General features: G+C 67.4%; 21 protein-coding genes and 1 pseudogene. 16 read left to right on the plus strand and 6 right to left on the minus strand.

The genetic code is table 11. The annotated features are described in order from the left end of the window. Positions 1-181: 181 nt before the first annotated feature. From treZ to AL072_RS09860, 4 genes are all read left to right on the plus strand, one after another. Complete coding sequence (gene treZ / locus AL072_RS09845) at positions 182-2,044, plus strand: malto-oligosyltrehalose trehalohydrolase (RefSeq protein ID WP_245636640.1); 1,863 nt, start codon at positions 182-184, stop codon at positions 2,042-2,044. A 25-nt stretch (positions 2,045-2,069) separates the two neighbouring features. After that, positions 2,070-4,106 carry an amylo-alpha-1,6-glucosidase gene (locus AL072_RS09850; protein WP_045580484.1) on the plus strand — a complete coding sequence of 679 codons (2,037 nt, stop codon included), beginning with the start codon at positions 2,070-2,072 and terminating at the stop codon, positions 4,104-4,106. A 588-nt stretch (positions 4,107-4,694) separates the two neighbouring features. Beyond that, positions 4,695-5,045, plus strand: a complete 351-nt coding sequence (locus AL072_RS09855; RefSeq protein WP_045580483.1) for a hypothetical protein — start codon at positions 4,695-4,697, stop codon at positions 5,043-5,045. A gap of 123 nt (positions 5,046-5,168) precedes the next feature. Continuing rightward, positions 5,169-5,531: a hypothetical protein gene (locus tag AL072_RS09860; protein WP_045580482.1), complete on the plus strand. Its 363-nt coding sequence runs from the start codon at positions 5,169-5,171 to the stop codon at positions 5,529-5,531. Positions 5,532-5,587: 56 nt separating this feature from the next. On the opposite strand, the gene AL072_RS09865 is transcribed toward AL072_RS09860, so the two are convergent. After that, positions 5,588-7,222: a polysaccharide deacetylase family protein gene (locus AL072_RS09865; protein ID WP_045580481.1), complete on the minus strand. Its 1,635-nt coding sequence runs from the start codon at positions 7,220-7,222 to the stop codon at positions 5,588-5,590. A gap of 273 nt (positions 7,223-7,495) precedes the next feature. On the opposite strand from AL072_RS09865, the gene AL072_RS09870 reads away from it, so the two are divergent. Next, positions 7,496-7,885, plus strand: a complete 390-nt coding sequence (locus AL072_RS09870; RefSeq protein ID WP_245636641.1) for a DUF2934 domain-containing protein — start codon at positions 7,496-7,498, stop codon at positions 7,883-7,885. Positions 7,886-7,907: 22 nt separating this feature from the next. Here the strand turns inward: AL072_RS09870 and AL072_RS09875 are convergent, their stop codons facing one another. Continuing rightward, positions 7,908-9,224 carry a L,D-transpeptidase family protein gene (locus tag AL072_RS09875; protein ID WP_045580479.1) on the minus strand — a complete coding sequence of 439 codons (1,317 nt, stop codon included), beginning with the start codon at positions 9,222-9,224 and terminating at the stop codon, positions 7,908-7,910. A gap of 378 nt (positions 9,225-9,602) precedes the next feature. Between AL072_RS09875 and mepK the strand changes: the two genes are divergently transcribed. Next, positions 9,603-10,235: a peptidoglycan L,D-endopeptidase MepK gene (gene mepK / locus AL072_RS09880; RefSeq protein WP_052709875.1), complete on the plus strand. Its 633-nt coding sequence runs from the start codon at positions 9,603-9,605 to the stop codon at positions 10,233-10,235. Between the two features lie 642 nt (positions 10,236-10,877). Here mepK and AL072_RS34270 read toward each other — a convergent pair. Then, positions 10,878-11,136 (minus strand): annotated as a pseudogene (locus tag AL072_RS34270) (helix-turn-helix domain-containing protein); the annotation flags it as partial. A gap of 543 nt (positions 11,137-11,679) precedes the next feature. Next, a complete protein-coding gene (locus tag AL072_RS09890) occupies positions 11,680-12,324 on the minus strand; it encodes a hypothetical protein (protein WP_045580478.1) in 645 nt (214 codons plus the stop codon). Between the two features lie 173 nt (positions 12,325-12,497). Here AL072_RS09890 and AL072_RS09895 point away from each other — a divergent pair, with 173 nt between their 5' ends. The 9 genes from AL072_RS09895 to AL072_RS09940 all read left to right on the plus strand — a co-directional run bounded on the left by AL072_RS09895 (position 12,498) and on the right by AL072_RS09940 (position 22,723). After that, a complete protein-coding gene (locus tag AL072_RS09895; protein ID WP_045580477.1) occupies positions 12,498-13,961 on the plus strand; it encodes a dynamin family protein in 1,464 nt (487 codons plus the stop codon). A 120-nt stretch (positions 13,962-14,081) separates the two neighbouring features. Then, on the plus strand, positions 14,082-14,966 hold the full coding sequence (locus tag AL072_RS09900) for a substrate-binding periplasmic protein (protein ID WP_045580476.1): 885 nt from the start codon (positions 14,082-14,084) through the stop codon (positions 14,964-14,966). Positions 14,967-15,099: 133 nt separating this feature from the next. Then, on the plus strand, positions 15,100-15,549 hold the full coding sequence (gene aroQ, locus AL072_RS09905) for a type II 3-dehydroquinate dehydratase (RefSeq protein WP_045580475.1): 450 nt from the start codon (positions 15,100-15,102) through the stop codon (positions 15,547-15,549). 22 nt (positions 15,550-15,571) lie between these two features. After that, a complete protein-coding gene (accB, locus tag AL072_RS09910) occupies positions 15,572-16,021 on the plus strand; it encodes an acetyl-CoA carboxylase biotin carboxyl carrier protein (protein WP_045580474.1) in 450 nt (149 codons plus the stop codon). 19 nt (positions 16,022-16,040) lie between these two features. Then, positions 16,041-17,381, plus strand: a complete 1,341-nt coding sequence (gene accC, locus AL072_RS09915; RefSeq protein ID WP_045580473.1) for an acetyl-CoA carboxylase biotin carboxylase subunit — start codon at positions 16,041-16,043, stop codon at positions 17,379-17,381. A 479-nt stretch (positions 17,382-17,860) separates the two neighbouring features. Next, a complete protein-coding gene (locus AL072_RS09925) occupies positions 17,861-20,344 on the plus strand; it encodes a methyl-accepting chemotaxis protein (protein WP_045580471.1) in 2,484 nt (827 codons plus the stop codon). A gap of 27 nt (positions 20,345-20,371) precedes the next feature. Continuing rightward, positions 20,372-21,775 carry a response regulator gene (locus AL072_RS09930; RefSeq protein ID WP_167543369.1) on the plus strand — a complete coding sequence of 468 codons (1,404 nt, stop codon included), beginning with the start codon at positions 20,372-20,374 and terminating at the stop codon, positions 21,773-21,775. A 145-nt stretch (positions 21,776-21,920) separates the two neighbouring features. Then, positions 21,921-22,319, plus strand: coding sequence for a response regulator (locus tag AL072_RS09935; protein ID WP_245636642.1), 399 nt, complete (start codon positions 21,921-21,923; stop codon positions 22,317-22,319). Positions 22,320-22,444: 125 nt separating this feature from the next. Then, positions 22,445-22,723, plus strand: coding sequence for a hypothetical protein (locus AL072_RS09940; RefSeq protein ID WP_245636643.1), 279 nt, complete (start codon positions 22,445-22,447; stop codon positions 22,721-22,723). A 21-nt stretch (positions 22,724-22,744) separates the two neighbouring features. Here AL072_RS09940 and AL072_RS09945 read toward each other — a convergent pair whose 3' ends face one another. Both AL072_RS09945 and AL072_RS09950 read right to left on the minus strand, forming a co-directional pair. Beyond that, positions 22,745-23,389, minus strand: a complete 645-nt coding sequence (locus AL072_RS09945; RefSeq protein WP_082108800.1) for a nitrogen fixation protein NifQ — start codon at positions 23,387-23,389, stop codon at positions 22,745-22,747. 121 nt (positions 23,390-23,510) lie between these two features. Further along, positions 23,511-23,960 (minus strand): SRPBCC family protein, encoded by a 450-nt coding sequence (locus AL072_RS09950; protein WP_045580468.1) that lies wholly within the window; start codon positions 23,958-23,960, stop codon positions 23,511-23,513. A 119-nt stretch (positions 23,961-24,079) separates the two neighbouring features. Here AL072_RS09950 and AL072_RS09955 point away from each other — a divergent pair, with 119 nt between their 5' ends. After that, positions 24,080-24,499, plus strand: coding sequence for a secondary thiamine-phosphate synthase enzyme YjbQ (locus tag AL072_RS09955; protein ID WP_045580467.1), 420 nt, complete (start codon positions 24,080-24,082; stop codon positions 24,497-24,499). The last annotated feature ends 3 nt before the right edge of the window (positions 24,500-24,502 follow it).

Consider the following 24,502-nt stretch of genomic DNA (forward strand, 5'->3'; position numbering starts at 1 on the left):
TCCGACCATCCAGTCCGGGAGGCCCGCCTTGGGGAAGTTTGCCACCGTTCCGCCTGCCGAACATCCGCCTGTCGACACGTCCCGTCGCTGGCCCATCGGCGTGGAGGTGCAGCCTGGCGGCATCCTTCCGTGCGCCCTTCCGTGCGCCCATGCGCGGGTCTGGGCGCCCGAGGCGGAGCGGGTGGAACTAGTGATCGGGCCGGACGGGCGTACCGCGGTGCTGGAGAGCGAGGGTAACGGCTATTTCTCCGGCGCGGTGCCTGGGCTGGAGGCCGGCGCGCTCTACCGGTTCCGGCTGGACGGCAGGGAGACGCTCTATCCCGACCCGATGTCGCGCTTCCAGCCGGACGGGCCGCACGGTCCCTCGCAACTGGTCGATCCGCACCGTTTCGCCTGGACCGACCAGGGCTGGAGCGGCCGGCCGATCGCCGGTCAGGTCATCTACGAGATGCACATCGGCACCTTCACCCGGGAAGGCAGTTGGGACGCGGCGCTGGCGGAACTGCAGGCGCTGGCCGAACTCGGCGTCACGGTGCTGGAGGTGATGCCGGTCTCGGACTTCCCCGGCCGCTTCGGCTGGGGCTATGACGGGGTGAACCTGTTCGCGCCGACGCACCTGTATGGCGATCCCGACGCCATGCGCCGCTTCGTCGACGGGGCGCACCGGCTGGGGCTCGCCGTCATCCTCGACGTCGTCTACAACCATCTGGGCCCGGACGGCAATTATCTGAAATGCTTCGCCGGAGCGTACTTCACCGACCGCTACAAAAACGACTGGGGCGAGTCGATCAATTTCGATGGTCGCGTTTCCGCTCCGGTGCGCGAATATTTCCTCACCAATGCCGCCTTCTGGATCGAGGAATACCATTTGGACGGGCTGCGGCTCGACGCCACCCAGTCGATCTTCGACGCCAGCACCCCGCACATCCTGACCGACATCTCCCGTGTCGTGCGCGAGGCCGCCGGCCATCGTGCCGTCATCCTGGTGGGAGAGAACGAGCCGCAGCACTCCAGCATGGTGAAGCCGGCCGGGGAGGGCGGTTATGGGCTCTGCGCCATCTGGAACGACGATTTCCACCATTCCGCCATGGTGGCGCTGACCGGCCGGATGGAGGCCTATTACAGCGACTACCGCGGCACGCCGCAGGAACTGGTGTCGGCGGCGAAGTACGGTTTCCTCTATCAGGGCCAATGGTATGGCTGGCAGGGCAAGCGCCGCGGCATGCCGGCCTTCGGAATGCCGCAACCGGCCTTCATCGCCTTCCTGCAGAACCATGACCAGATCGCCAACTCGGCCCGCGGCCAGCGCCTGCATGCGCTGACCACGCCGGGCCGGCTGCGGGCGATGACGGCGCTGACCCTGCTCGGCCCGGCCACGCCGATGCTGTTCCAGGGACAGGAGTTCGCGGCCAGCGCCCCATTCCTCTATTTCGCCGACCATCAACCCGAACTTGCGGCCATGGTCGGGAAGGGGCGGGCGGAGTTCCTGAGCCAGTTCCCCAGCATCGCCGACCCGGCGATGCTGGAGGGTTTGTCCAGGCCGGACGCCGAGGACGGCTTCACCCGTTGCAAGCTCGACCACCGGGAGCGTGAGACCAACGCCGGTGTCTGGGCGCTGCACCGCGACCTGCTGCGGCTGCGCCGCGAGGATCCGGTCTTCTCCGCCCAGCGGGCCGGCGGGCCGGAGGGTGGACTGGATGGTGCCGTGCTGGGCGAGGAAGCCTTCGTCCTGCGCTTTTTCCATGACGGTGAAGAGGGCGGCGACCGGCTGCTGCTGGTCAATCTGGGTCGTGACCTGACGCTGCCCGCGCTGGCCGAGCCGCTGCTTGCTCCGCCCGGGGATGGCGCCTGGACGGTGCTGTGGTCGAGCGAGGAACCTGCCTATGGCGGCTGCGGAACGGCGCCGGTGGAGCGGCCGGGCGGCGCATGGCGGCTGCCCGGCCATGCCGCCCTGGTGCTGGGGCCGGCGCGCGGCTTCCCGACGGAAAGCGACGGTGCCGGGGGCGACACAACCCCGGTCATCGTGGTTTCCAAAAGCATGTAAACGCACAGCAGATCGCAGGTCCATCATGTCTGATTTCGTTCGCACCCTGTCGCACGACGTGCTCGAGAACGGTTCCGACAGCACGGGAACCCGGGAATGGCTCGTCGCGAACGGCCTCGGCGGCTACGCATCGGGGGCGGTTTCGGGGGCGGTGACGCGGCGTTACCACGGGCTGCTGATCGCGGCGCTGCCGGCACCGCTCGGCCGGGTACTGATGCTGAGCCAGTTGAGCGACACCGTCGTCGATGCCGACGGCCGTGATTACTGGTTGAGCAGCCGCGAGGCGAGCGGCGACCCCGGCGAGGATGGGCAGACCGCGGCATTGCAGGAATTCCGGATGGAATCCGGCCTGCCGGTCTGGCGCTTCCGTGCCGGCAGCGTGCTGATCGAGAAGCAGATCGTGCTGCCGCACGGACAGAACATCGTCCATGTGACCTATCGTGTGCTGGAGGCCGGACAGGCAGTCCAGTTGCGGCTGCGCCCCGTGCTGGCCTTCCGGACACAGGAATCGGCGGTGGACAAGCCGCTGGCCGGCGCCTACCGCATCACCGCGGAGGGTCAGCGCTACGAGGTGTCGGCCGGTCCCGACCTGCCGGTCCTGCGCATGGCGATCGAGGGCGGGGACTTTTCCATGACGCTCGACGGCGGCATCCGCCGCGAGATCTATTACCGGGTGGAGGACGAGCGTGGCTACCAGGCGCGCGGCTCGCTGTGGACGCCCGGCTATTTCAGCGGTGAGGTCAGTGCCGGGCGGAGCATCACCTTCGCCGCCGCGACCGAAGAGTGGTGGCGGCTGGAAGCCTTGCCGCCGGGCGACGTGCTGGGATTCGAGACGGAACGCCGCCGCCGCATCATCCAGAACGCCCACCCGTCCCTGCGCACCGGCGCCATGGCGGACCTCGTGTTGTCCGCCGACAGCTTCCTGTTCGTGCCGGCCGGCCGCGTCGCCGACCAGATGCGGGCACGGGCGGAGGGCGAGGAGGTGCGGACGGTGATCGCCGGCTACCACTGGTTCACCGATTGGGGTCGCGACACCATGATCGCGCTGGAAGGGCTGACGCTGGCCACCGGCCGCCACATGGAGGCCGGCTGGATCCTGCACACCTTCGGCCACTACATCCGCGACGGCCTGATTCCCAACATGTTCCCCGACGGCAAGGATCGCGGGCTGTACCATACGGCGGATGCCACGCTGTGGTTCTTCCATGCGCTGAACCGCTATCTGGGCGTCACCGGCGACCGCGACACGCTGCGGCTGCTGTTGCCAAGGCTGCGCGAGGTGATCGACTTCCACCGCCGCGGCACCCGTTTCGGCATCGGCGTCGATCCCCGCGACGGGCTGCTGCGCCAGGGCCAGGAGGGCTACCAGCTGACCTGGATGGACGCCAAGGTCGAGGATTGGGTGGTCACGCCGCGCCGGGGCAAGGCGGTGGAGATCAATGCCCTGTGGTACAACGCATTGCGCCTGATGGCAGGCTGGCTGCGCGAGGAGGAGGGCGAGGCCACGGCACGCCCGCTGGACGAGTTGGCCGATCAGGCATACGCCTCCTTCAACGCCCGCTTTTGGTGCCAGTCGGCCGGCCACCTGTTCGACGTGGTGGACGGGGACCATGGCGACGACATCGCGTGCCGGCCCAACCAGATCTTCGCCGTCTCGCTCGACCATCCGGTGCTGGAGCGCGACCGGTGGGAGCCCGTGGTGGAGACGGTGCGCAGCCGGTTGCTGACCCCGGTCGGGCTGCGGTCGCTGGCACCGGGCAGCCATGACTACAAGGCCAAATATTTCGGCGACCTGCGGGCGCGCGACGCGGCCTATCACCAGGGCACCGTCTGGGGCTGGCTGATCGGCCCCTATGTCGATGCATGGCTGAAGCTGCATCCGGAGGACAAGGCGGGAGCGCGCCGGCTGCTGGAGAGCTTCCTGCCCCATCTGGACGAGGCCGGCATCGGCACCATCAGCGAAATCTTCGATGCAGAGGCCCCTTTCACCCCGCGCGGCTGCATCTCCCAGGCCTGGAGCGTGGCCGAGGTCCTGCGCTGCTGGGTGAAGACTGAGGGATAGGCCTGCGGTCGTTGCCGGCCCGTTTAGACGAAGGGCATAAGGCCCGCGACGAAGGTTGCTTCCCCTGTAACAATGGTGCAATGGCCTTGGAGGCAGTTGTCAACAGGGCACAATCGGGTGTGAAATCGACGTGCCGGCTGGAATGTGACAGATTTCGGTTGACACGCAGCCCAGGCTTCCAAAGGCATGAATAGTAGTTTCTCTTTATGGATCAGGTGCTTACAGAAATTGCCTGATTTTTGGGCAAACACCGTGAGGCCCTTGAATCGCCTAATGCGAATCGGGGCTGCCCACGGCTTGCCCACACAGTTATCCACAGCGTCTGTGGAGACCGCTGGCCCGGCTGGCGGTCATGCCTTCCGCCGCGCCTGCCTGTAGCCTGTTCGTCGCGACCTGTCCGTTGGTTCCCTGTGCTTTCGACCAATGGCAGGGATGGACCCGGTCCAACGGGGTAATCGGTTTGGATTTTGGCCAAGCCGGGAAAAGTCTCCTATAGTTTCCCTGCCAGTCTCTTCAGCGCCCTGTCCATCCGGATGGTTCCGATCATTCGGATCGGCGGCAGGGGGGATAGCCAGAGCGGAGGTGCCAATGCGGAACGTTGTGCGGAGCGTTGCCGGCGCGCCGTATCCGGCGGTCCGGACCGGTTGGGCCGCCGGGGTGCCGGAAGAAGCCTCCCGCCGCCGCGGCACGGTCGGCCTGCTGGCCGCGCTGGCCGGTCCGGTGCTGGGGGCGACCGTTCTGGGTGCGCTGATCCTGCATCTGATGGCCGGTCTGGTCGCGCGTCTTCCCGTTTCCGACGCCCTGGGTGCTGTGTCGATCATGGCCGGCATGACGGTGGTTCTCGTCACCCTGCTGCCCTTTGCCTTGCTGTGGGTACGGCGGGCGCAACGGGTCTGGGCGGATGTCCAGAATGCCGGGCAGGACGATGCCCGCCGCTGACAAGCGGTCAGGGATTACCCGAAGGCTCTTTCCCGCAGGAATCCGTTGCTCCCGGCGCTTCACCCGCGTTTAATCGCTGGCGGGGGCGGTATCGCGCCGTTCTGCGGTGTTCCGGGGGCATGGATGGGGCTTTTCGACTTCCTGAAAGTCACGGTGAGCGACAAGAAGGCGGCAAAGCCGGCCGGCCGGCTTCCGGTCAGCGTCGTGGAGTTCGACGGGAAGTGCTTTCCCATCGTGTCGCTGACTCCCAAGGGCTTCGTCGCCCGTAGCTTCGATGGATCGCTGATCGCCGGCCAGAACGCACGGGTGTCGGTGCGGGTCGACGATGCTTCCGGAAAATTCTCCTTCTCCACGACCGTGACCGTGGTGGAAGTCAAGGGGGCGAGCCTGGGAGCGACCTGGACGTTGCTGCCGGCGGACGTCCAATCGGCGATCCGCCAGTACGCCCAGCTTCGCAAGCAACAGGACGCTAAAACCGCGAAGTAGGGTACTGCCCGTCTTTCCCCGCTCCCGAGCCGGCCGGAGCCGGCCCCCGGCCCCCCTTACTGGCGGTCGGTCGCCGCGTCGGCAGGCGGCGACGGCATTCCGGCATTGACGATCTTGGGAAGCGTCAGGTTGCGTGCCCTATCCAGCCATTCCGACAGCGTGACGAACTCGCACCCCTTTTGCCGCAGTTCGGCGATCACGCGGGGCAGGGCCTGTGCGGTGGAGGGATAGGTGGAGTGCATCAGGAAGACGTTGCCCGGCATGCCGCCGGCCTTGATCTGGCTGACGATCTTGTCGGCGTTGCGGACCTGCCAGTCGCGGGTATCGACCGACCATAGGACGGAGCCCATGCGCTCTTCCCGCGCGATGGCCAGCAGATCTTCCGAATAGCGTCCGTAGGGCGGGCGGAACAGCACCGGATTGGCACCGAATTCGCGCAGGATGCGGTTGGCCTCGGTGATCTCGTAACGCGCCCCGGCCGCGTCCATCTTGCGCAGGTCGGAATGGGTCAGGCTGTGGTTGCCGATCTCGTGCCCGCTCACGACGAAGTCGTGGATCAGTTCCCCGTGCCGTTCGGCGATGCGCCCGACCGGGAAATAGGTGGCGCGTACACCCTCGCGGTTCAGGATGTCCAGGACCTGACGGGTGACCGTGCGGTGCGGACCGTCGTCGAAAGTCAGGGCGCAGAGGTTCCAGTTCTGCTTCTTCAGCGTCGCCGGCATCACGTCGTAGCGCGAATCCGGCATCACCGAGCGCAGCCGGCCCTTGCGGCGGCTGTGTTGCTCGATGTCCGCCATCGTGCGGGCATCTTCCTCGCTGTAGATGATCGTGCCGTCGGCCGGCGGTATCGCAAGGGCGACCGACGGTGGAGGCGGGGCGAGCGGTGCCGCGACGGCCGAGCCGATGGGCGCCAGGACCGAGGTGGTGGTGCCCGGCTGCGGCGGCTCGGGCTTGACGGCGGGCTGCGGTACCTCCGGTATGATGGCCGGTTGCGGCACCTCCGGCTTGGTGGCCGGTTGTGGTTCGGCCGAAGGCTGCGCGACGGCGACGGTCACGGCCGGCGGTTTGGCCGGTGCCGGGGCGGGAGCGGCGGCGGCCGGCATCGGGGAATTCGCTGCTACGGCCGCCGTCTGGGCGTTTGGAACCTGTGCGGCGGACGGCGCAGGCCGATCGACGACGAGGCAGCCGAAGCCGGCACCGACGAGCTTGCGGCACAGCGCCTTCGGATCGACGCCCTTGCCGATCTGGGCGTACAGAGCCACGCCGCCGGACTCGCTCTTGCCGTCCAGCAGCATGACCGACGCGGTCAGGTTGGCGGTCAGCTCCGGCTCGCGCCGTTGCAGGCTTTTCCAGCTCCACCATGCGTCGCCGTCGCCGGAATAGATGCCGAGTTGCAACACCGGTCCATTGGCCGTGGGCGTCGCGGCGGGCTTTTCTTCCGCCTTGGCAGAAGCTGCGGCCGGAGCGGCCGTCTGCTTCGCGGCGGGCGGGCGTTGCGGTCGGGTTTCAGCGGCATGGGACGACGCCGGCAGGCTCAGGGCGCCGCCCAGCAGGGCCGTAGCGACCACCACCGTGCCGAGCAGGCTGCCGTGCTGCCGGACGACCGGTGCGGCGACTCGGCTGCGGACGGCGTCGGCCACCCTGGGGGAGGGGGCGGGAAAGGCGGCGTTCGGCCAAAGGATGCGCAACATATCGGTCCCGTCGCTTGGCCCAGCCACAATCTGCGGGACCGCCGGTTGATCCCGGTGCAATATCACCCCGAAAGTATTAATTCAAACGACAAGCGGCGGAATTGGGGCAAATCCGGCGGTTTTCGGGCAGGCGTTGCCGTTGGGAAACGGTGCGGTGCGACAAGGCCGGAACCGGCGGGGGAGCGGCGGGGTTCATTAGGGACCGGCAGGATGGCCGGACAGCGCGCAAGACGCTTTCCAAGGCCTCCGCTCCCTTCACTCAAAGGCCCACCGATGAAGACGACGCCCCATCATATGGACGAGGAACTGGAAAGCCGCATCCGCCGGCGTGCCCATGAAATCTGGGAGCGGGAAGGCCGTCCGGACGGGCGCGAGAATGCCCATTGGGAACTCGCCAGCGAGGAGATTGCGATCCAGGACAATTATCTGGACACGCTCAAGCCCAACCCGGCCGGGGGACCGGAAGCGACGGCGATGCGGACGGAACCGGTCGAACCGGTGCTGAGCATGGCGAACCAGGGAGAACAGCCGGGGCTTGCCGACCAGGGCGAGGAGTTCGGTATGCCGATGCGCGGCGACCGCGACGTCTGGCCGAGGCCGGACGAGGCCGCCTCCACCGCCGTTCCGCCCAACCGCAGCAAGAAGACGCGCCGCCGGGCTTGAGCTTCCCGGCGGACGTCGGGAATCAGGCGCGCGACGTGTCGGCAGGGACGGCACCGGCAGCAGGAGCGCCCTCCGACCCGGCCGTATCGGACCTGCCGCCCGTCGCCGCGGCGCGGCCGGTGTCGGTCGGGGGGGCCGCAGGCGTGGCCGGCATGGTGGACGGCGCATCCGTCGCCGGAACCGAGACGGTGGCCGGCGCGTCGTCCAGCCGGTCGTAGATGTCGGGATGCAGGCGGACCGTTCCGTCCGTCTCCACGGTCGCGATCCAGTAGACGAACTGCACCGGCATGGGAGCCGCCAGCTTCACCCATTGCGGCTGTGGGCGGTCCAGCATGCGGTCGATGCGTGCCGGTGTCACGGTGGTTCCCTGGAGAAGCAGTTCGGCCAGGCGCCGCGGATCCTCCAGCCGCACGCAGCCGGAACTGATCGAGCGCAACTCGCGGGCGAACAGCCGTGGCTCGTTGGTGCCGTGCAGATAGATATCGTAAGGGTTGGTCAGGTTGAAGCGAAAGCGGCCAAGCGCATTGTGGTCGCCCGGCTGCTGCACGATCCGGACGCGACCGGGGCTGACTTCGTTCCAGTCGACCGTTTCGGGAGCCACCTCCTGCCCGTCGAGATAGACGACGGCGTTCTGGATGCCGGGCGTACCCTTGGCCCGTAGCATCGGCAGCTTGTCTTCCTTCAGGATGGTGGGTGGCACGGTCCAGGTCGGGTTGACGATGATGTGCGTGATCCGGTCGGTCAGCAGCGGCGTCTCGCGCGACGGCCGTCCGACGATGGCGCGCATCGTCAACTCCTCCTCTCCGCCGCGGACCAGTGTGGTGGTCTGGTCGGTCAGGTTCACCACCAGCACGCTGTCGGGCGCGGTGTCGCGGAAGCTGCGCATCGCCGCCGCACTCTGTCGCATCAGGGCCGCGGCCTCGGCGGGGGTACGGTCGAGCGCCGCGCGGGTGCCGGCCCCTACCAGCCCGTCCGGTTTCATTCGTTGCGAGAGCTGGAACGACTTCACCGCACGGTCGATGTCGATGGTGAACAGGTCGGACAGCTTGTCGGCCGGCAGCAGCCCCAACTCCACGAGCCGTTGCGCCAGACGGCCCACCCGTTCGCCCGCGCTGCCGAGCTTCATCAGCCCGCCTTCGCCGATCCGGGCTGAGACCTGCGGTGCGGCGCGGTCCAGTTCGACCGCGGCGGCATCCAGGCGGTCGGCCCATTGCGTCAGGGTGTCGCGGTAGGGCAGGGCGTCCGCCGGTGCGGCCCCAAGCAACGCCAGCGCCGATGCGGCGGCCAGTGCCAGGGCGGCCAGCTTGCGGGGCTTGTGGAGATCGGCGGATACGGTCATGTCGGAACCCTCTGTCGCATGGGGGCGGCGACTTGCCCGAAGGGATGCGCCGCGGTCCTTTTACTCAATCTATGCAACGCAATAATGGAAGGCGAGGCGTGGAGAGCGAATTTTCTCCAATCATTCCTCCGGTGTGATTTTCCTGCCGCCATCCTATGACTGTCCTATGCAATAAGGTCACAGTATAAAATTTTTTAATTGCCTCGGCCGATGACCTTCCCTATACGAATATCCGTCCGGACACGTTTCACACCAGATGGGACGGTTCGGACCAGCGTTGGACATAAGGTTTACACCATCGCGGGCGCTGCGCGACCCGCCAAACGCCGAACGGCCAAAACGTAGAACGGCCAAAACGTAAAACGAAGAGGTTCGGGGATGCATTTGGGGGATGATGAGCGTGCCGCACCGGCGATCGGGCGGCGCGGGTTCCTGAGCTTTGCCGTAGCGGCAGTGTCTGCGGCGGTTCCTGTCGCCTCGGCGACGATCACGGGGGTAGCCACCAGCGTGGTGACGGCTCCGGTCCTGTTCGGGACCGGTTCGGCGGAGGCGGCGCCTCTGACCGGCGGCGTCCGCCGCCTGACCCTTCATAACATCAACACGAACGAACGGTTCGACGGCGTCTATTGGGCGGACGGCCATTACAAGCCGGACGCGTTGCGCAAGCTGGACGTGCTGTTGCGCGACCACCGCGCCAAGCAGGTCTGCCGCTATGACCCGCGCCTGTTCGACCTGCTGGCCCGCGTACACCAGTCCGTCGGTTCCGACGATCCGTTCGAGGTGATCTGCGGCTACCGGTCCCGCCGGACCAACGCCATGGCGCGGCGCCGGTCGCGTGGGGTCGCCAAGGAAAGCTACCACACCCGCGGCATGGCCATCGATATCCGCCTGCCCGATACCCAATTGCGCGCGATCTCCGAGACGGCGCGGGCGATGCAGGCCGGCGGCGTCGGATTTTACCCGCGCAGCGGTTTCGTTCATCTCGACGTTGGTCCCGTCCGCAGCTGGTGAGGCCGGCGCATCCGTCCGGGAATGATGCCGATAACTGGAAAGGCTCCGCATTCTTAACGATGCGGAGCCTTTCCAGTTATCCAGTCCATTTGGCGATTTGCCTTCCGTGACGTTCGGGTCCGTCGTTTTCGAGTCGGTCGTTCGCGGCTGTTCAGTTGCGGGACGGCGGCTTGGACGCGCGCAGAATGTCCGTCGGATCCCACACGGCACCGTGCCGCCGTCGCGCCTTGTTGGAATTGTCGGTGGATTTCACCGTCTTGATCCGCGGGGAGTCGTTGCGGACGGTGCGACTTGGGCCCCGAACGCCTTCGGCCTCCAGGACCGCGCCATCCGCTTCCCCGGCCGTCATGCCGTTGTCGGCAGGGCTGCTCGAGGATCGCTCCGGGGTCTTGATCTGGGGCGGCAGGCCCTCGTCCCGTGGTGCCGCTGTGGATTTCCCATCCTCGCCGTCTTCCGGGCTCTCGGGGGATTCCTTGATTTCGGGCGAGAGGGCGGAGAGCAGCGACAGCATCTCGTCCGAGACATGGGCTGGGGCGGCGCGCCACAAGCGTAGCAGGCGGGCCTCCCGCCGGCTGATCTGGGTTCCTGTCTCCTCCGCCTCGTTGCCGCTGCTGCGCAGCCGGCGCGACGAACCGGGGTCGTTGTAGCTATCGAAGAAGAAGCTGACCGGAACATCCAGGACTTGGCCCAGGCGATAGAGCGTGCCTGCCGAGATACGGTTGGAGCCGCGTTCGTATTTCTGCACCTGCTGGAAGGTCAGGCCGATGGCCTCGCCCAATTTTTCCTGGCTCATTCCCAGAAGGGTCCGGCGCATCCTCACGCGCTGCCCGACATGGGCGTCCACAGACCAGGATTCCGGCGATCCGCGTCGTCCTCTTTTGCGCGCCGTCGGTTCACTCATGTCCATTGGTCTCCGATACCCAGTCGTTCGCAGCCTCTCTTTGCGAGAATGAAAGGATTGTTTGCACGTCCGTTGTTTGACTTCAAGAGAAAAATCATTAATATTAACGTATTTCCGCCATATTCCGATAGGCAGCGGTGTTGGACCAGCATTCGCCGGAAACTCCCTGTTACAGTTTTGTATTGTGCGCATGATCAAGGAAATCAATTCCGTAGACACTCTATCCGTACCCTGCGCATATCCCATTGTGAAAATGACCGATTCTTCGGGCTCATCCACTGGTTGGATCGACAGCTTTCCGAATTCGGAATTTATCCGTTCGATCGCGGACGGTGCTTGGATCTTCCAAATGTCGGTAGAAGACGTTCTGGTTCCAGCAAATAATCATGCGCCGGCAAAGCAATTTTTCGCGTGCGAAAGGGCGATAGCGTCGGTCACGCGCCTGAAATCGCAGGCTGTCGCGGGGTGACTCGTTGTCCAGCCAAACATTAATCTATAATTAACCATGATAAAGGTGCTGGACCGGCCATCCTGTCGGCCGATTCAAGCTTTCCCGGCCTGCGATGCGTGACGACGCATATCGGCCTTGGCAGCGCCTCTCCGCCGCACAGGAGGTGCGGCCGCCTCCCATGGGCCGCCGGGCATAGCGAAGCCCTCCACATGGTCGCGCAGCTTCTGGATCTGGGAAGGGGTCAGGCTGCGGCCGAAGCGGGACTTCAGCAGGGTCGCCAGCGCTCCCCGGGTCGGCCGGGCGCCGGCGGACGACAGCGTCCGGTAGGCGACGAAGGCCTCGGCGTACAGGCGGATGCGGTCGGGTTGCCGTCGCAACTGCGCGGCCTGGGCGGAGGCCGAGCGGTCGAGATGGGTCGCCAGCCGTTCCGCCGCCTGGGCCTCGCTCAGGTCGGGCAGCGGCACGGCCGGGACCTCCTGCGGTTCGGGCCGGCCGATGGCGTCGCGCATGCGGCGGCGGCGCTGGCGTTCGCGGTCCCCGGCACGCAGCCGCTCGGCATAGTCGGGGTCGCTGGCCCTGCGTTCGGTGCGGTTGCGGTTTGATCGCGCCGCGCGCTCGGCGTCGCGGGCCCGCTCGGCCGGGTCGCGCAGCAGGAAGGCAAGTTCCTCCGCGGTCAGCCGATGGTCCTCCTCCGGCGTGGGGGCGGGCTGTCGGTCGGGTGTGTCGGCGCTGTCCATCGCCGGGTAACGCGCCGGTCCCGCCCCCGGTTCCCGCCGGAACCCCGCATGGATGATGAGGGAGATTTCATGTCCGGCGCCTGCCCCGCCCGTGCTAGACAGGACCGTTATTCCCGGGCCGGCGTCCCGTCGGGTCCGGTCCTGCCCCGTGCCACTTTGGAACGTGTCCGCCCATGACCCCCCGGCAAGCCCTTCAGCAGCGCCTCGCGGCATTGGACGCGCATCTGCGCGCTGAAAACCCGAACCTGCTGCCGGTCCTCCCGACCTTCCGCGCCTTCGACCGGATTCTGTCCGGCCTGGGGCTGATCGACCGTCACGAATCGCTGACCACCCGCATCCCCTGGTGGCCGATGGTGGCGGTGCTCGGCACCTTCTCGGCCGGCAAGTCGACCTTCCTCAACGGCTATCTGGGCGAGGCGCTGCAGAACACCGGCAACCAGGCGGTCGACGACAAGTTCACGGTGATCTGCCACGGCCCGGAGACGCGGAAGGAGGCGCTGCCCGGCACCGCCCTGAACGCCGATCCGCGCTTTCCCTTCTACCGCATCGCCGACGAGATCGAGAAGGTGTCGGCCGGCGAGGGCAAGCGGATCGACAATTATCTCCAGTTGAAGACGTTGTCCGGCCCGCGGACCCGGGGCAAGATCTTCATCGATTCGCCCGGTTTCGACGCCGACGACCAGCGCCGCTCGGTCCTGCGGCTGGTGGACCATATCGTCGAGCTGTCCGACCTCGTCCTGGTCTTCTTCGACGCCCGCCATCCCGAACCGGGAGCCATGCAGGACACGCTGCGACATCTGGTCGCCAAGACGGTCAACCGCGCCGATGCCCGCAAGGTCTGCTACATCCTGAACCAGGTCGACACCACGGCGAAGGAGGACAATCTGGAGGCGGTGTTCGGAGCCTGGCAGCGCGCCATCGCCCAGGCCGGGCTGGTGTCGGGCCGATTCTATGCGATCTACGACCAGCGTTCCGCCGTCGCCATCGCGGATGACGGCCAGCGCGCCCGCTACGAGGCGCGGCGCGATCACGACCTTGCCGAGATCCACAGCCGGATCAACGAGGTGGAGGTCGCCCGCTCCTACCGCATCATCGGTTCCATCGACAGCCTGACCAAGGAGCTGGAGGGAGAGGTGGTTCCCAAGCTCCGCGAGGCGATGGCGGCGTGGCGGCGCCGCGTGCTGATCGCCGACGCGGTGTGGGCCACGCTGCTGGTGCTGGTGCTGGGCGTGGTGCTGCAGACGGTTGGCGGCGGGTTCGGCGCCTTCCTCGGCTGGCTGTTCGAGACCGGGGCCGACGGCGGCGTGCCGGTGCGGCTGATCGGTGCCGCCGTGGTCCTGGGCGGCCTGTTCCTGGCCGGGCATTTCAAGATCCGGCAGTTCTTCGCCGGCCGCATCGCCGCGACGCTCGGCGACCGTTTTGGCGACGTCGACCTTAACCTGCGGCAGGCCTTCCTGCGCAACACGCGCTTCTTCCGGTCGATCTTCGCCAAGCAACCGGCCGGGTGGAGTGGCCGCGCCCGCAAGGCCATCTTCGCCATCCGCGAGGCGACGGCGGTGCATGTCCAGCGCATCAACGATCTCTACACCGACCCGGCCGGCCGCCGCGCCAAGGCCGCTGCCGCGGCGGCGGAGTGATCCCGGGCGCGCCGGCTTGCCGGCCGCCCTTTACAGCGCGGCGGAAAGGCCGTTAGATCCCGCCTTCATGCGCCGCGCGGCGGCAGGTCCGGCGAGCGGACGGAAGGGGAATCGGGAAGCATGGGCGCTCGAAGAACCGGTGCGGCCGGCGACGCGGGGCAGTGGGCGCGCAGGGCATTCGCCGCGCCGTTCGTGCTGGCCGGCCTGTTTCTCGCCACCACCCCTGCACCGCTGCGCGCGGCGGACGCCGGTCCCGGTCCGGTCCGGGCACCCTACACCGGCCTGGATCTGGTGACCGGCGACGATTATGCCCCCTATACCGGCGAGGATTTGCCCGGCGGCGGTCTGGTGACCGACATGGTCCGCCGGGCCTTCGCGTTGCAGGGCCGCCAGTACGATGTCCGCTTCATGCCGTGGAAGCGCGGTTACGACGGGGTGGTGGCAGGGCGTTTCCTCGCCACCTTTCCCTATGTCCGCACGCCGGAGCGAGAGAGCGAGGTCCTGTTTTCCGATCCGGTGATCGAGGTGCGACAATTCGTCTACCTCTCGAACCGCACGGCAATGACCTTCCACGGCCCCACCGGCGACCGGGAGGAGACGGCCGGTTCCAGCGGGGCGGAGGAGTTCCGCGGCCGGACGGTCTGCCAGCCGGTCGGCTATGCCCTGCCGCCCGAACTTGAGGCGCTTGTCGAGCGGAAGGGCCTGACGCGGCAGACGCCGTCCGATCTCGGCGCCTGCGTGCGCATGGTGGCGACCGGACGGGCGGATGCCTTCATCATCGACGAGTACAGTGCCGCCGCCGCCATCGCCCGGTCCGGCCTGGCGGACGACATCCGGATGTCTGAGCGGCCCTATGCCGTCGTCACCTTCCATCTGGTGGTCGGCCGGGCCACGCCGGGGGCGGATTCGACGGTGGCCGCCTTCAACGACGGGCTGAAGGCACTGAAATCGCAGGGCGCATACCGCGACCTGCTGACCAGCCATACCCTGCCCCCACCGCCCTGAGGGCGATCCCGGGGCAGGGTGGGGGCGTCGCGGGGGCGCGCTTTTCCGCGCAATGCCGTCCGCTCACCATGGACAGGACGATGCATCGTGCTATAAACGCGCGGTTTCGATCTATGGAAAAGGGGCGCGGGCCGTGGCCATCGACGCGTCGATCTTGGTCCTCAACGGGCCGAACCTCAACATGCTGGGCGTACGCGAGCCGCAAATCTACGGGTCGATGACCCTGGACGACCTGGAGGCCGCCTGCCATGAACGTGCCGACCGGCTGGGTCTGACCGTCGATTTCCGGCAGTCCAACCACGAGGGCGAACTGGTCTCGTGGATCCAGCAGGCGCGGACAGAGAATGACGGCATCGTCATCAATGCCGGCGCCTACACGCACACCTCGGTTGCGATCATGGACAGCCTGATCCTGTCGGAGCTGCCGGTGATCGAGGTCCATCTGTCGAACATCTTCAAGCGCGAGCCGGTCCGTCATCACTCCTACATCTCGCCGGTGGCGAGGGGAATGATCTGCGGATTCGGGCCGCACGGGTATCTTCTGGCGCTGGACGCCATCGCGAACATCATCGACCGCGATTAAGGAAACGGGAACGACTGACATCATGGCGAGCTTCGACATCGACGGCGATCTGGTCCGCAAGCTGGCGGACCTCCTGCGTGAGACGGGCTTGAGCGAGATCGAGTTCGCCGAAGGCGAAAAGCGCATCCGCGTCACCCGCCCGACCGCCGCCCAGACGGTCGCCGTCCAGGCAGCCCCGGTTCTGGCGGCGGCCCCGGTCGCCGCCGTCGCGGCTCCGGCCGGCCGGCCGGCCGCCCATCCCGGCGCGGTGACCTCGCCGATGGTCGGCACGGCCTATCTGGCGGCCGAGCCGGGCGGCACCCCCTTCGTGCGTCCGGGCGACGTGGTCAAGGCCGGCCAGACGGTGATGATCATCGAGGCGATGAAGGTCATGAACCCGATCAAGGCGCCGCGCGGCGGCACGGTGGCCGAGGTGCTGGTGTCCGATGCCCAGCCGGTCGAATTCGGCGAAGTTCTCCTCATCATCGAGTAAGCGGGGCACTCCCTTGGCGATGTTCGAAAAGGTCCTGATCGCGAACCGCGGTGAGATTGCGCTCCGCATCCACCGCGCCTGCCGCGAAATGGGGATCCAGACCGTGGCGGTGCATTCCACCGCCGACGCCGACGCCATGCACGTCCGCCTCGCCGACGAGAGCGTGTGCATCGGCCCGGCCTCCGCGCGCGACAGCTACCTAAACATTCCGGCCATCCTGTCGGCGGCGTCGATCACCAATGCCGACGCCATCCATCCCGGCATCGGCTTCCTGTCGGAAAACGCCCAGTTCGCCGAGATGGTGGAGGAGCATGGCTTCACCTTCATCGGCCCGACGCCGGAGCATATCCGGGTCATGGGCGACAAGGTGACCGCCAAGAAGACGGTGATGGCGCAGGGGTTGCCCGTCGTTCCCGGCTCCGACGGTCCGGTGACGACGCTGGAGGAGGCGGAGAAGGTCGCCCACGACACCGGCTATCCGGTGCTGATCAAGGCGGCGGCCGGCGGCGGCGGCAAGGGCATGAAGGTCGCCCGCAACCCCGACCAGCTGAAGGAGGCCTACCAGCTGGCCCGGGGCGAGGCGCGCGCCGCCTTCGGCAACGACGAGGTCTATCTGGAGAAGTATCTCGGCCGGCCCCGCCACATCGAGATCCAGCTTCTCGGCGACACCCACGGCACCTGCGTGCATTTCGGCGAGCGCGACTGTTCGGTCCAGCGCCGGCACCAGAAGGTGATCGAGGAGGCGCCGAGCCCGGCGCTCAACGCCGAGCAGCGCGAGTTCATCGGTGCCCTGGCGGCGAAGACCGCGGCGGCCATCGGCTATCGCGGCGTCGGCACGATGGAGTTCCTGTTCGAGGACGGGCAGTTCTATTTCATCGAGATGAACACCCGCCTGCAGGTCGAGCACACCATCACCGAGATGATCACCGGCATCGATCTGGTGCGCGAGCAGATCCGCATCGCCGCCGGCGCGCCGCTCGGATACGGCCAGTCGGACATCCGCTTCGAAGGCCATGCCATCGAATGCCGCATCAACGCCGAGAATCCGGAGACCTTCATGCCGTCGCCGGGCAAGATCGACGGCTACCACGCGCCGGGCGGCCTGGGCGTCCGGGTCGATTCGGCCTTGTATGACGGTTACCGCGTTCCGTCGCACTATGACAGCCTGATCGCCAAGCTCGTCGTCCACGGCACCACCCGCAACGAGTGCCTGATGCGCCTGCGCCGCTCGATCGAGGAGTATGTGATCGGGGGAATCCAGACGACCCTGCCGCTGCATGAGCGCATCATCGCCCAGCAGGCTTTCATCGACGGCAATTACGACATCCATTGGCTGGAACAGCTGATGGCAAAGTCCTGACCACCGATCGCGATCCATCATATAGAGCCAATGACTGCGACAAGTTGCCGCGGTAATGAGGCCCCTCTCTCTATTCGAGAGAGGGGCTTTTTATTTACATAATTTCGTCATATGAGATTTTTCTACTTCATCGTCGCGCACGATGATTTTCGCATTTTGGAAATTGACCAGAAAATTCGCGTTTCTATTCGCAAAATGCGAATCCAGGGCAGTCGGCAAGCCTGTTTCGACATACCGGAGTGCGTCTGGCGGAGCTTGCTGCCCATAAGGGTTGTTCCGGAGGCCGGCTTTCCGGACAAGCCGGTGCATGTGGCACGTCTCTTGCTGTTTTGATCTGGGTCAGTGCGGGGTGATGCCCACCCAGGGTAGATGAAACAACCTTCCGATCTCCGTCCTGAACCACCGTTCCTTCCGCAAGGTGCGGTGTTCCTTGTTTTGCCGCTCCCTGCCAGAGCCTATTCTCCGACGAGGCCCCGTCCATGCGTGTGAACGAACCGATCAGCAACCGTGAAATCGTGATGGAAGACGGCGTCCTGCTGGTGTCGCGCACCGACACGGGCGGGCGCATAACCTTCGTGAACAAGGCCTTCGTGGATATCAGCGGATATGCGGAAGACGAGCTGGTCGGCGCACCGCACAATCTGATCCGTCACCCCCACATGCCGAAGGAGGCCTTCGCCGACCTGTGGGCGACGATCAAGGACGGGCGGCCGTGGGAAGGGTTGGTGAAGAACCGCACCAAGGCGGGCGACTTCTATTGGGTCCGCGCCAACGTCACCCCCGTGATCGAGGATGGGAGGATGACCGGCTTCATCTCCATCCGCACCAAGCCGTCGCGCGATCAGGTGGCTTCGGCCGAACAGCTCTATGCCGACATCCGCGAAGGACGGGCACGCCATCTGACGGTGCGTGACGGGCAGGCGGTCGGGCGCGGTGCGGCGGCATCCCTGCGGCGCTGGTCGGCCAGCATCACCGGCCGGCTGACCATGATCTTCGCCTTCATGGTCCTGTCGATGCTGGCGGTGGGCGGTGTCACCCTGCGCGGCATGGCCGACAGCAACGCCTCGCTGAAGACGGTGTACGAGGACCGGACGGTCCCGGCAGTGCAGATCGGCGAGATCCTGGACCATATGCGCGACCAGGTGCAGACGCTGCAGACCCTCGTCATCGATACCCGCGACGGCAGCGACGCCAAGGTGATGGCCGGTCGCCAAGCGCGGATCTCCGGCAATACCGCCGCCATCGACCGGCTGTGGGCGGATTATCTCACCACCTACCTGACGCCTGAGGAGAAGGTACTGGCGGAGCGCTTCGGCAAACAGCGCGCCGCCTTCGAGGCCGACGGGCTGAAGCCGGCGCTGGATTTGGCGGGCCAGGGTGATTCGCTGCGGCTGGAAGTGCTGGTGCGCGACCGGATCGAGCCGCTTTTCCAGGCCGCCTTCCAGACCAACAAGGATCTGCTGACCCTGCAGTTGAACGTCGCCAGGGCGGAGTATGAAGGGGCGCTGGTCGATTTCCAATGGCATCTGGTCTTTGCCGTCGCGGCCGGGCTGGCCGTGCTGATCGCGGCGGTGCTGTGCGGCCTGCTGCTGCTGCGCACGGTGCGCCGGCCGCTGGCTGCCTTCTCGACGGATTTCGACGCAATCGCCCGCAACGACCAGTCCCATATCATCGACCTGCCGGCGGAGGCCGAGTTCCACCCGGTGGCCGGCCAACTGCGCGGGCTGAAGGCCCGGCTCTGCTATGCCGTGCAGGAGCGTGTGGAGCGCGCCCGCCATGCCGACGAGGAGCGGCGTCAGGCGCTCGAGGCGATGGCTTCGACCGTGGAGCGCGAAGCCGGGCGCGCGGTGGAAGAGGTGGCGCAGCGGACCGGTGCCATGGCCGACGATGCCGAAGGCATGTCGGGATCGGCCGAGCGGGTCAGCGTCAACGCGCAGACGGTGGCCTCGGCCGCCGGGCAGGCGCTGGCCAACGCCCAGACCGTCGCTGCCGCCAGCGAGCAGCTGGCCGCCTCGATCCGCGAGATCTCGTCCCAGGTCGCCCATTCCAGCGAAGTGACCCGCCGCGCGGTGGAGAATGGCCGCAACACCCAGACCACCATCCGCTCTCTGTCTGAGACGGTGTCGAAGGTGGGCGAGGTGGTGAACCTGATCCAGTCGATCGCCGGCCAGACCAACCTGCTGGCGCTGAACGCCACCATCGAAGCGGCACGGGCGGGCGAGGCCGGCAAGGGCTTTGCAGTGGTGGCGCAGGAGGTGAAGAACCTCGCCAACCAGACCGCCAGCTCGACCGAGGAGATCACCCGCCAGATCACCGCCATCCAGGCGGTGACCGACGATGCGGTGCAGGCGGTGGAGGAGATCGGCCGGACCATCGCAGAGATCGACCATATCGCCGGCTCCATCGCCGCGGCGATGGAGGAGCAGGCCGCCGCGACCCAGGAGATCAGCCGCAACGTGGTGGAGACCTCCACCGCCGCGCAGGAGGTGTCGCACCGCATTGCCGCGGTGTCGGAGGAGGCCGACCGCACCGGCGAACAGGCCACCCAGGTCAAGAACGGCTCCGGCGACGTCGCCCGCTCCATCGAGGCCCTGCGCATGGTGCTGGTCCGCATCGTCCGCACCTCCACCGGCGATGCCGACCGCCGGCGCAAGCCCCGCTTCCAGGTGGAGGAGACGGGAACCCTGCTGGTCGGCGGCGACCGGCTGGCGGTGACCGTGCGCAACCTGTCGATCGGCGGCGCCATGATCGATCCGGTGACGGCGACGGACGGCCGCTCGCTCGCCGGGGCCATCGGTCACTTGCGGCTCGACCGCTATGGGGCCGAGGCCACGGTCGTCGTGAAGGCGGTGGAGCATAAGCGCATCCATCTCGCCTTCGATGCCAAGGAGATGTCGCGCGACTTCACCCGCGCCGTGGAAATGGCGACCAACGGCCGCCCGCCGGTCGATGCGGCTGCCTGACCTGTCGCAGCCATGACCGACGGAAGGATGACTGACGAAAGGGGCCCCGAGGGACGGCAGGAGCCGGTGGAGGCGCAGGTGACGACCCTGCTGGTCGCCGGCACGTGCTGCCCGCCTGTGCGCGCATCGCGGATCGCCCGGGCATTCGCCGGTGTCCTGATGCGGGTGGAGACGGTCGACGGGGCGCTGGACCGTCTGCGCGGCGGCCGGGACGCGGGCGGGGCCGGTGTCGTCCTGCTGGACGGGGATGCTGCCACCGCCGAGGCGGTCGGGGCACTGGCACGGCTCGATCCTGCGCCGGCTGTTCTGGTCCTGCTGCCGGAGGAGAGGCATGCCGATGCCGCTGCCTCGATCGCTGCCTTGATCGCGGCCGGTGCGCAGGATGTTCTGGCGGCGGACGATGCCGTTGCCCTGGGCCGTGCGGCGGACAGTGCCCGGCTGCGTCAGGTGCGGGAGAACCGGCTGCGCGCCGCGCTGGCGGCGGCGGAGCGCGGCAAGGCCGAGGCTGCCGCGCTGTTCGATGCGGCCGGTGCCGCGGTGGACGCGGCGCTCGATCCGATGCTGGCGCTTGCGGATGCCGCGCTGGACTCGCTGCTGTTGCCGAGCCAGCACGACCGGCTGACCGAGTTGCGGGTGGCGGGGGCGGCATTGCGCGCCACGCTGTCGGCGCTGGGCGATGCGGCCGGGCCGGCACTGGAGGAGACGGTGACGCTTGCCGGTCTGGCGGGCGCCGCGAACGCCATGGGCACCAGCACCGTGACGGCGGATGCGGAGTCATGCGGGCGGTTCGTCGGCGATGGCGCCGGGCTGCGGGCGCTCCTCTCCGTGCTGACGGCCGAAGGCGGAGCGGTGCAGACCCTGGCGTTGCAGCCGGCGGGAGACGCTGCCGAACTGGTTCTGCGGCGCCGGGGTGATCCCCGGCTGCGCCCGCTGGTGCTGGCTGCGGCCCGTCCCCTGGTGCGGCGTTTGGCCGGCCGCCTGCTTTCCGATGCCGGGGACGGGTTCTCCATCCACATCCCGGTGCGGCCGGTGGAGACGCCTGCCGCCCTGTCGGTGCTGCTGGTGGAGGACAATCCGATCGGCCGTCTCGTCGCCGCCGGCTTCTTCCGGGCGCTCGGCCATGGCGTGACGACGGCGGAGGACGGGGCGCAGGCATTGGCGGCGGCGGCCGGCGGCGGCTTCGACCTGATCGTGATGGATGTGCAGATGCCGGTGATGGATGGACATGAGGCGTCGCGCGCCATCCGCGCGCTTCCCGGCAAGGCCGGCCGGGTGCCGATCGTGGCGCTGACCGCCGGGACCGATGCCGCGGACGACGCCCGATGCCGCGCTGCCGGAATGGACGACTGCCTGCACAAACCGCTGACCATGGACCGGCTGCGCGCGATGCTGGAACGCTGGTTCCCGGGACGGGTCCAGGCGGCTGGATGACCCGCGGTTCCGGAGCAAATTGTCGCAAACTTTACAGCGCCAAAACCATATTCCATGCGCCCGTAACCGACCGGCGGTTGCCTGCCGCCGGTCCGGACGGTATCAGTGGGATGCGGCGAATTGGCGTTGAGGATCGGGAATGGACATGCAGGCGATCGATTACTCCCAGCATCGCATCCTGGTCGTCGAAGACCAGCCCTTCGTCCGCCGCACCATCATCCAGATTCTGGGGCAGATCGGTTTCCGCGGCATCGCCGAGGCCGACAACGGCGAGACCGCGATGCAGGAATGCATCCGCGTGAACCCCGACCTGATCGTCTGCGACATCGACATGAAGCCGGTATCCGGCCTGCAATTCCTGGCCCGGCTGCGCGCCAGCACCGAGGCTGCCAACCCCCGCGCTCCCGTGGTCTTCCTGACCAACCACACCGAATCGGAGATCGTGAAGCAGGCGATGACGCTGGGCGTCAACGGCTTCGTGGTCAAGCCGCCGTCATTCGCCGCCCTGAAGGAGCGGGTCGACCGGCTGTTGGGGGGACGCTGAGAGCGGTGCCGGCTTTTCCCACTTCCGGCCGGGGACGATTCGGGCGGCGTGCCGGCGCCTCCGCCGCCCTCGCCTTGGCGACCCTTGTTCTTTCCGCCTGTTCCGGCGAGCCGTCGGAAGGCGACATGCGGCGGTTGGTGGAGACGCACACGCGCCGGGCGCTGGAATGGCAGGGCAATGCCGGTTTCCGGGCCTTCGACAATTTCCGCAAGCAGGGCTGCGTCGAGGCGAAGCCTAAGGCCGGGCAGGGGAATGGTCAGGATGGAGCGCCGTACGACTGCTATTACGCCGCCACCTTCGTGCCGCAACCGGGGCAGCCGGCGCTGACGGTCAACGGCAAGGGGCGGTTCCGCCGCACCGACAAGGGGTTGACCTTCGAGGATCTGGGCGCCCAGCCGCGTTGAGCCCAACCGCGTTGAACGATGTCAGGCCGCCACCCCCCGGGCCAGCCGCGACAGCGTCGCCAACGGATCGCCGGCCTCTTCGCCGAAGCAGACGTCGACGTCGTCGCAGACCTCGCAGTTGGGGGACTTGCACAGCATTAGCCCCTCCCGCTCGCAGAGTTGGCGGTAGAAGAACTTCTTCCACTTCATGTCGGCGGAATTCAGCGCCACCAGCGCCGGGAAATGGCGGCGGAACATGGTGTTGAGTTCGCCGCGGTCGTGGAATCCCATATCCTGCCACAGATGGTTCGGCTCCAGCGACCGGCGGGCCAGGATCGCGGCGAGCCAGCGTTCCTCCGCTTCACCCCGGACGCCATGTTCGGCGAGGAAGTCGCGCAGGTCGGCCTCCTCGATGGCGTCCTCGCCGAAATCGGCCGGCTCGGGAACAGCGTCGACGGCGGCAGCGAATTGCGGCGCATGGCGGGCGGTGAGCAGCGCCAGTTCGTCCTTCGGCAGTGCCAGCGCCTGCGGCAAGCTCCGCGCTGCGTCGGCGACGGCAAGCGCCAGCACGCGGCCGAAGATCATCCGGTCCACGGCGGAGCCGTCTTGGTGATCTATGGCCGAGCCATCCGGATGGTCGAGGGAAAAGCCATCCTGAGCGGGGGCAAGGGGCTGGGATTTGTCCATTCGGCATCTCCACCGGCAATGAGCACCCGCGACACCCGCATCCTGACCCAGGATGCTGCATGCGCGAAAGACGCTCATCGTCCCGCCGGGCTGCGGCATTACGCCGCATTCTTCGGTCGTGTCACTCGGCCGCGCCGTCGACCTCCGCCGCGAATCGCTCGAAGAAGGCGGCCAACACCCGGTCGGTCTTGGCCTGCACCAGCTTCACCGCCAGCCGGCCGACCGCTCCGCCCAGCGCAACTGTCAGGCTGTAGGTCAGCAGCGTGCGCCCGTCCTCCTCCTCCAGGACGACCAGCGCCTCGCCCTTCACCGCACCGGCGAGCCCGCCGTTGCCCTGGGCGACCAGCCGGTAGCGGTGGGCGCCATCCTCCGGCTCCAGCCGCAGCCGGCCGGAAAAGCGCGCCTTCAGCGGTCCGACGGTGGTGCGCACCCGCGCGGCATAGTCGGAGGCCGACAACCGCACCATCTCTTCCAGGACGGGGATGCAGCGCATCAGGACCTCCGGGTCGCAGAGCGCGGCGAACACGCGGTCCCGCCGTCCGGGAACGATGTGGGTGCCGGTGATGTCCATGTGCGGTCGTCCTTTCCACGATCCCGCTTCGCCGCCCGGGCGGAAGCATACGGGCTGCAACATCTGGTATGGCTTGCATCCGGAACCAAGCCGGCGATTTTTGCGAAAGGACAGGAGCGATGCGACAGGCCGCCACGACGCTGAGCGTACCCACCCGCGGCGCCGGACTGGTCGAGGTGACGGCCCCGGTGCGGCGCTGGGTGGCGGCGCAGGGGATGAGCACCGGACTGCTGACCGTCTTCTGCCGCCACACCTCGGCATCCCTGACCATCCAGGAGAATGCCGATCCCGACGTGCAGGCGGACCTGCTGCGCTTCTTCCGCCGTCTGGTCGCGGAGGATCCGTCGCTGTATGCCCACACGACCGAGGGGCCGGACGACATGCCGGCACATATCCGCTCGGCCCTGACCGGCGTCAGTCTGTCGATTCCGGTGATGGACGGCGAACCGGCGCTGGGGACCTGGCAGGGCATCTACCTGTTCGAACACCGCGCCCACCCGCACCGGCGTGAGATCGCGCTGCATCTGCTGGGTGAATAGGCG

It is taken from the genome of Azospirillum thiophilum (assembly GCF_001305595.1).
In the GTDB taxonomy this organism is placed as follows: Bacteria; Pseudomonadota; Alphaproteobacteria; order Azospirillales; family Azospirillaceae; genus Azospirillum; species Azospirillum thiophilum.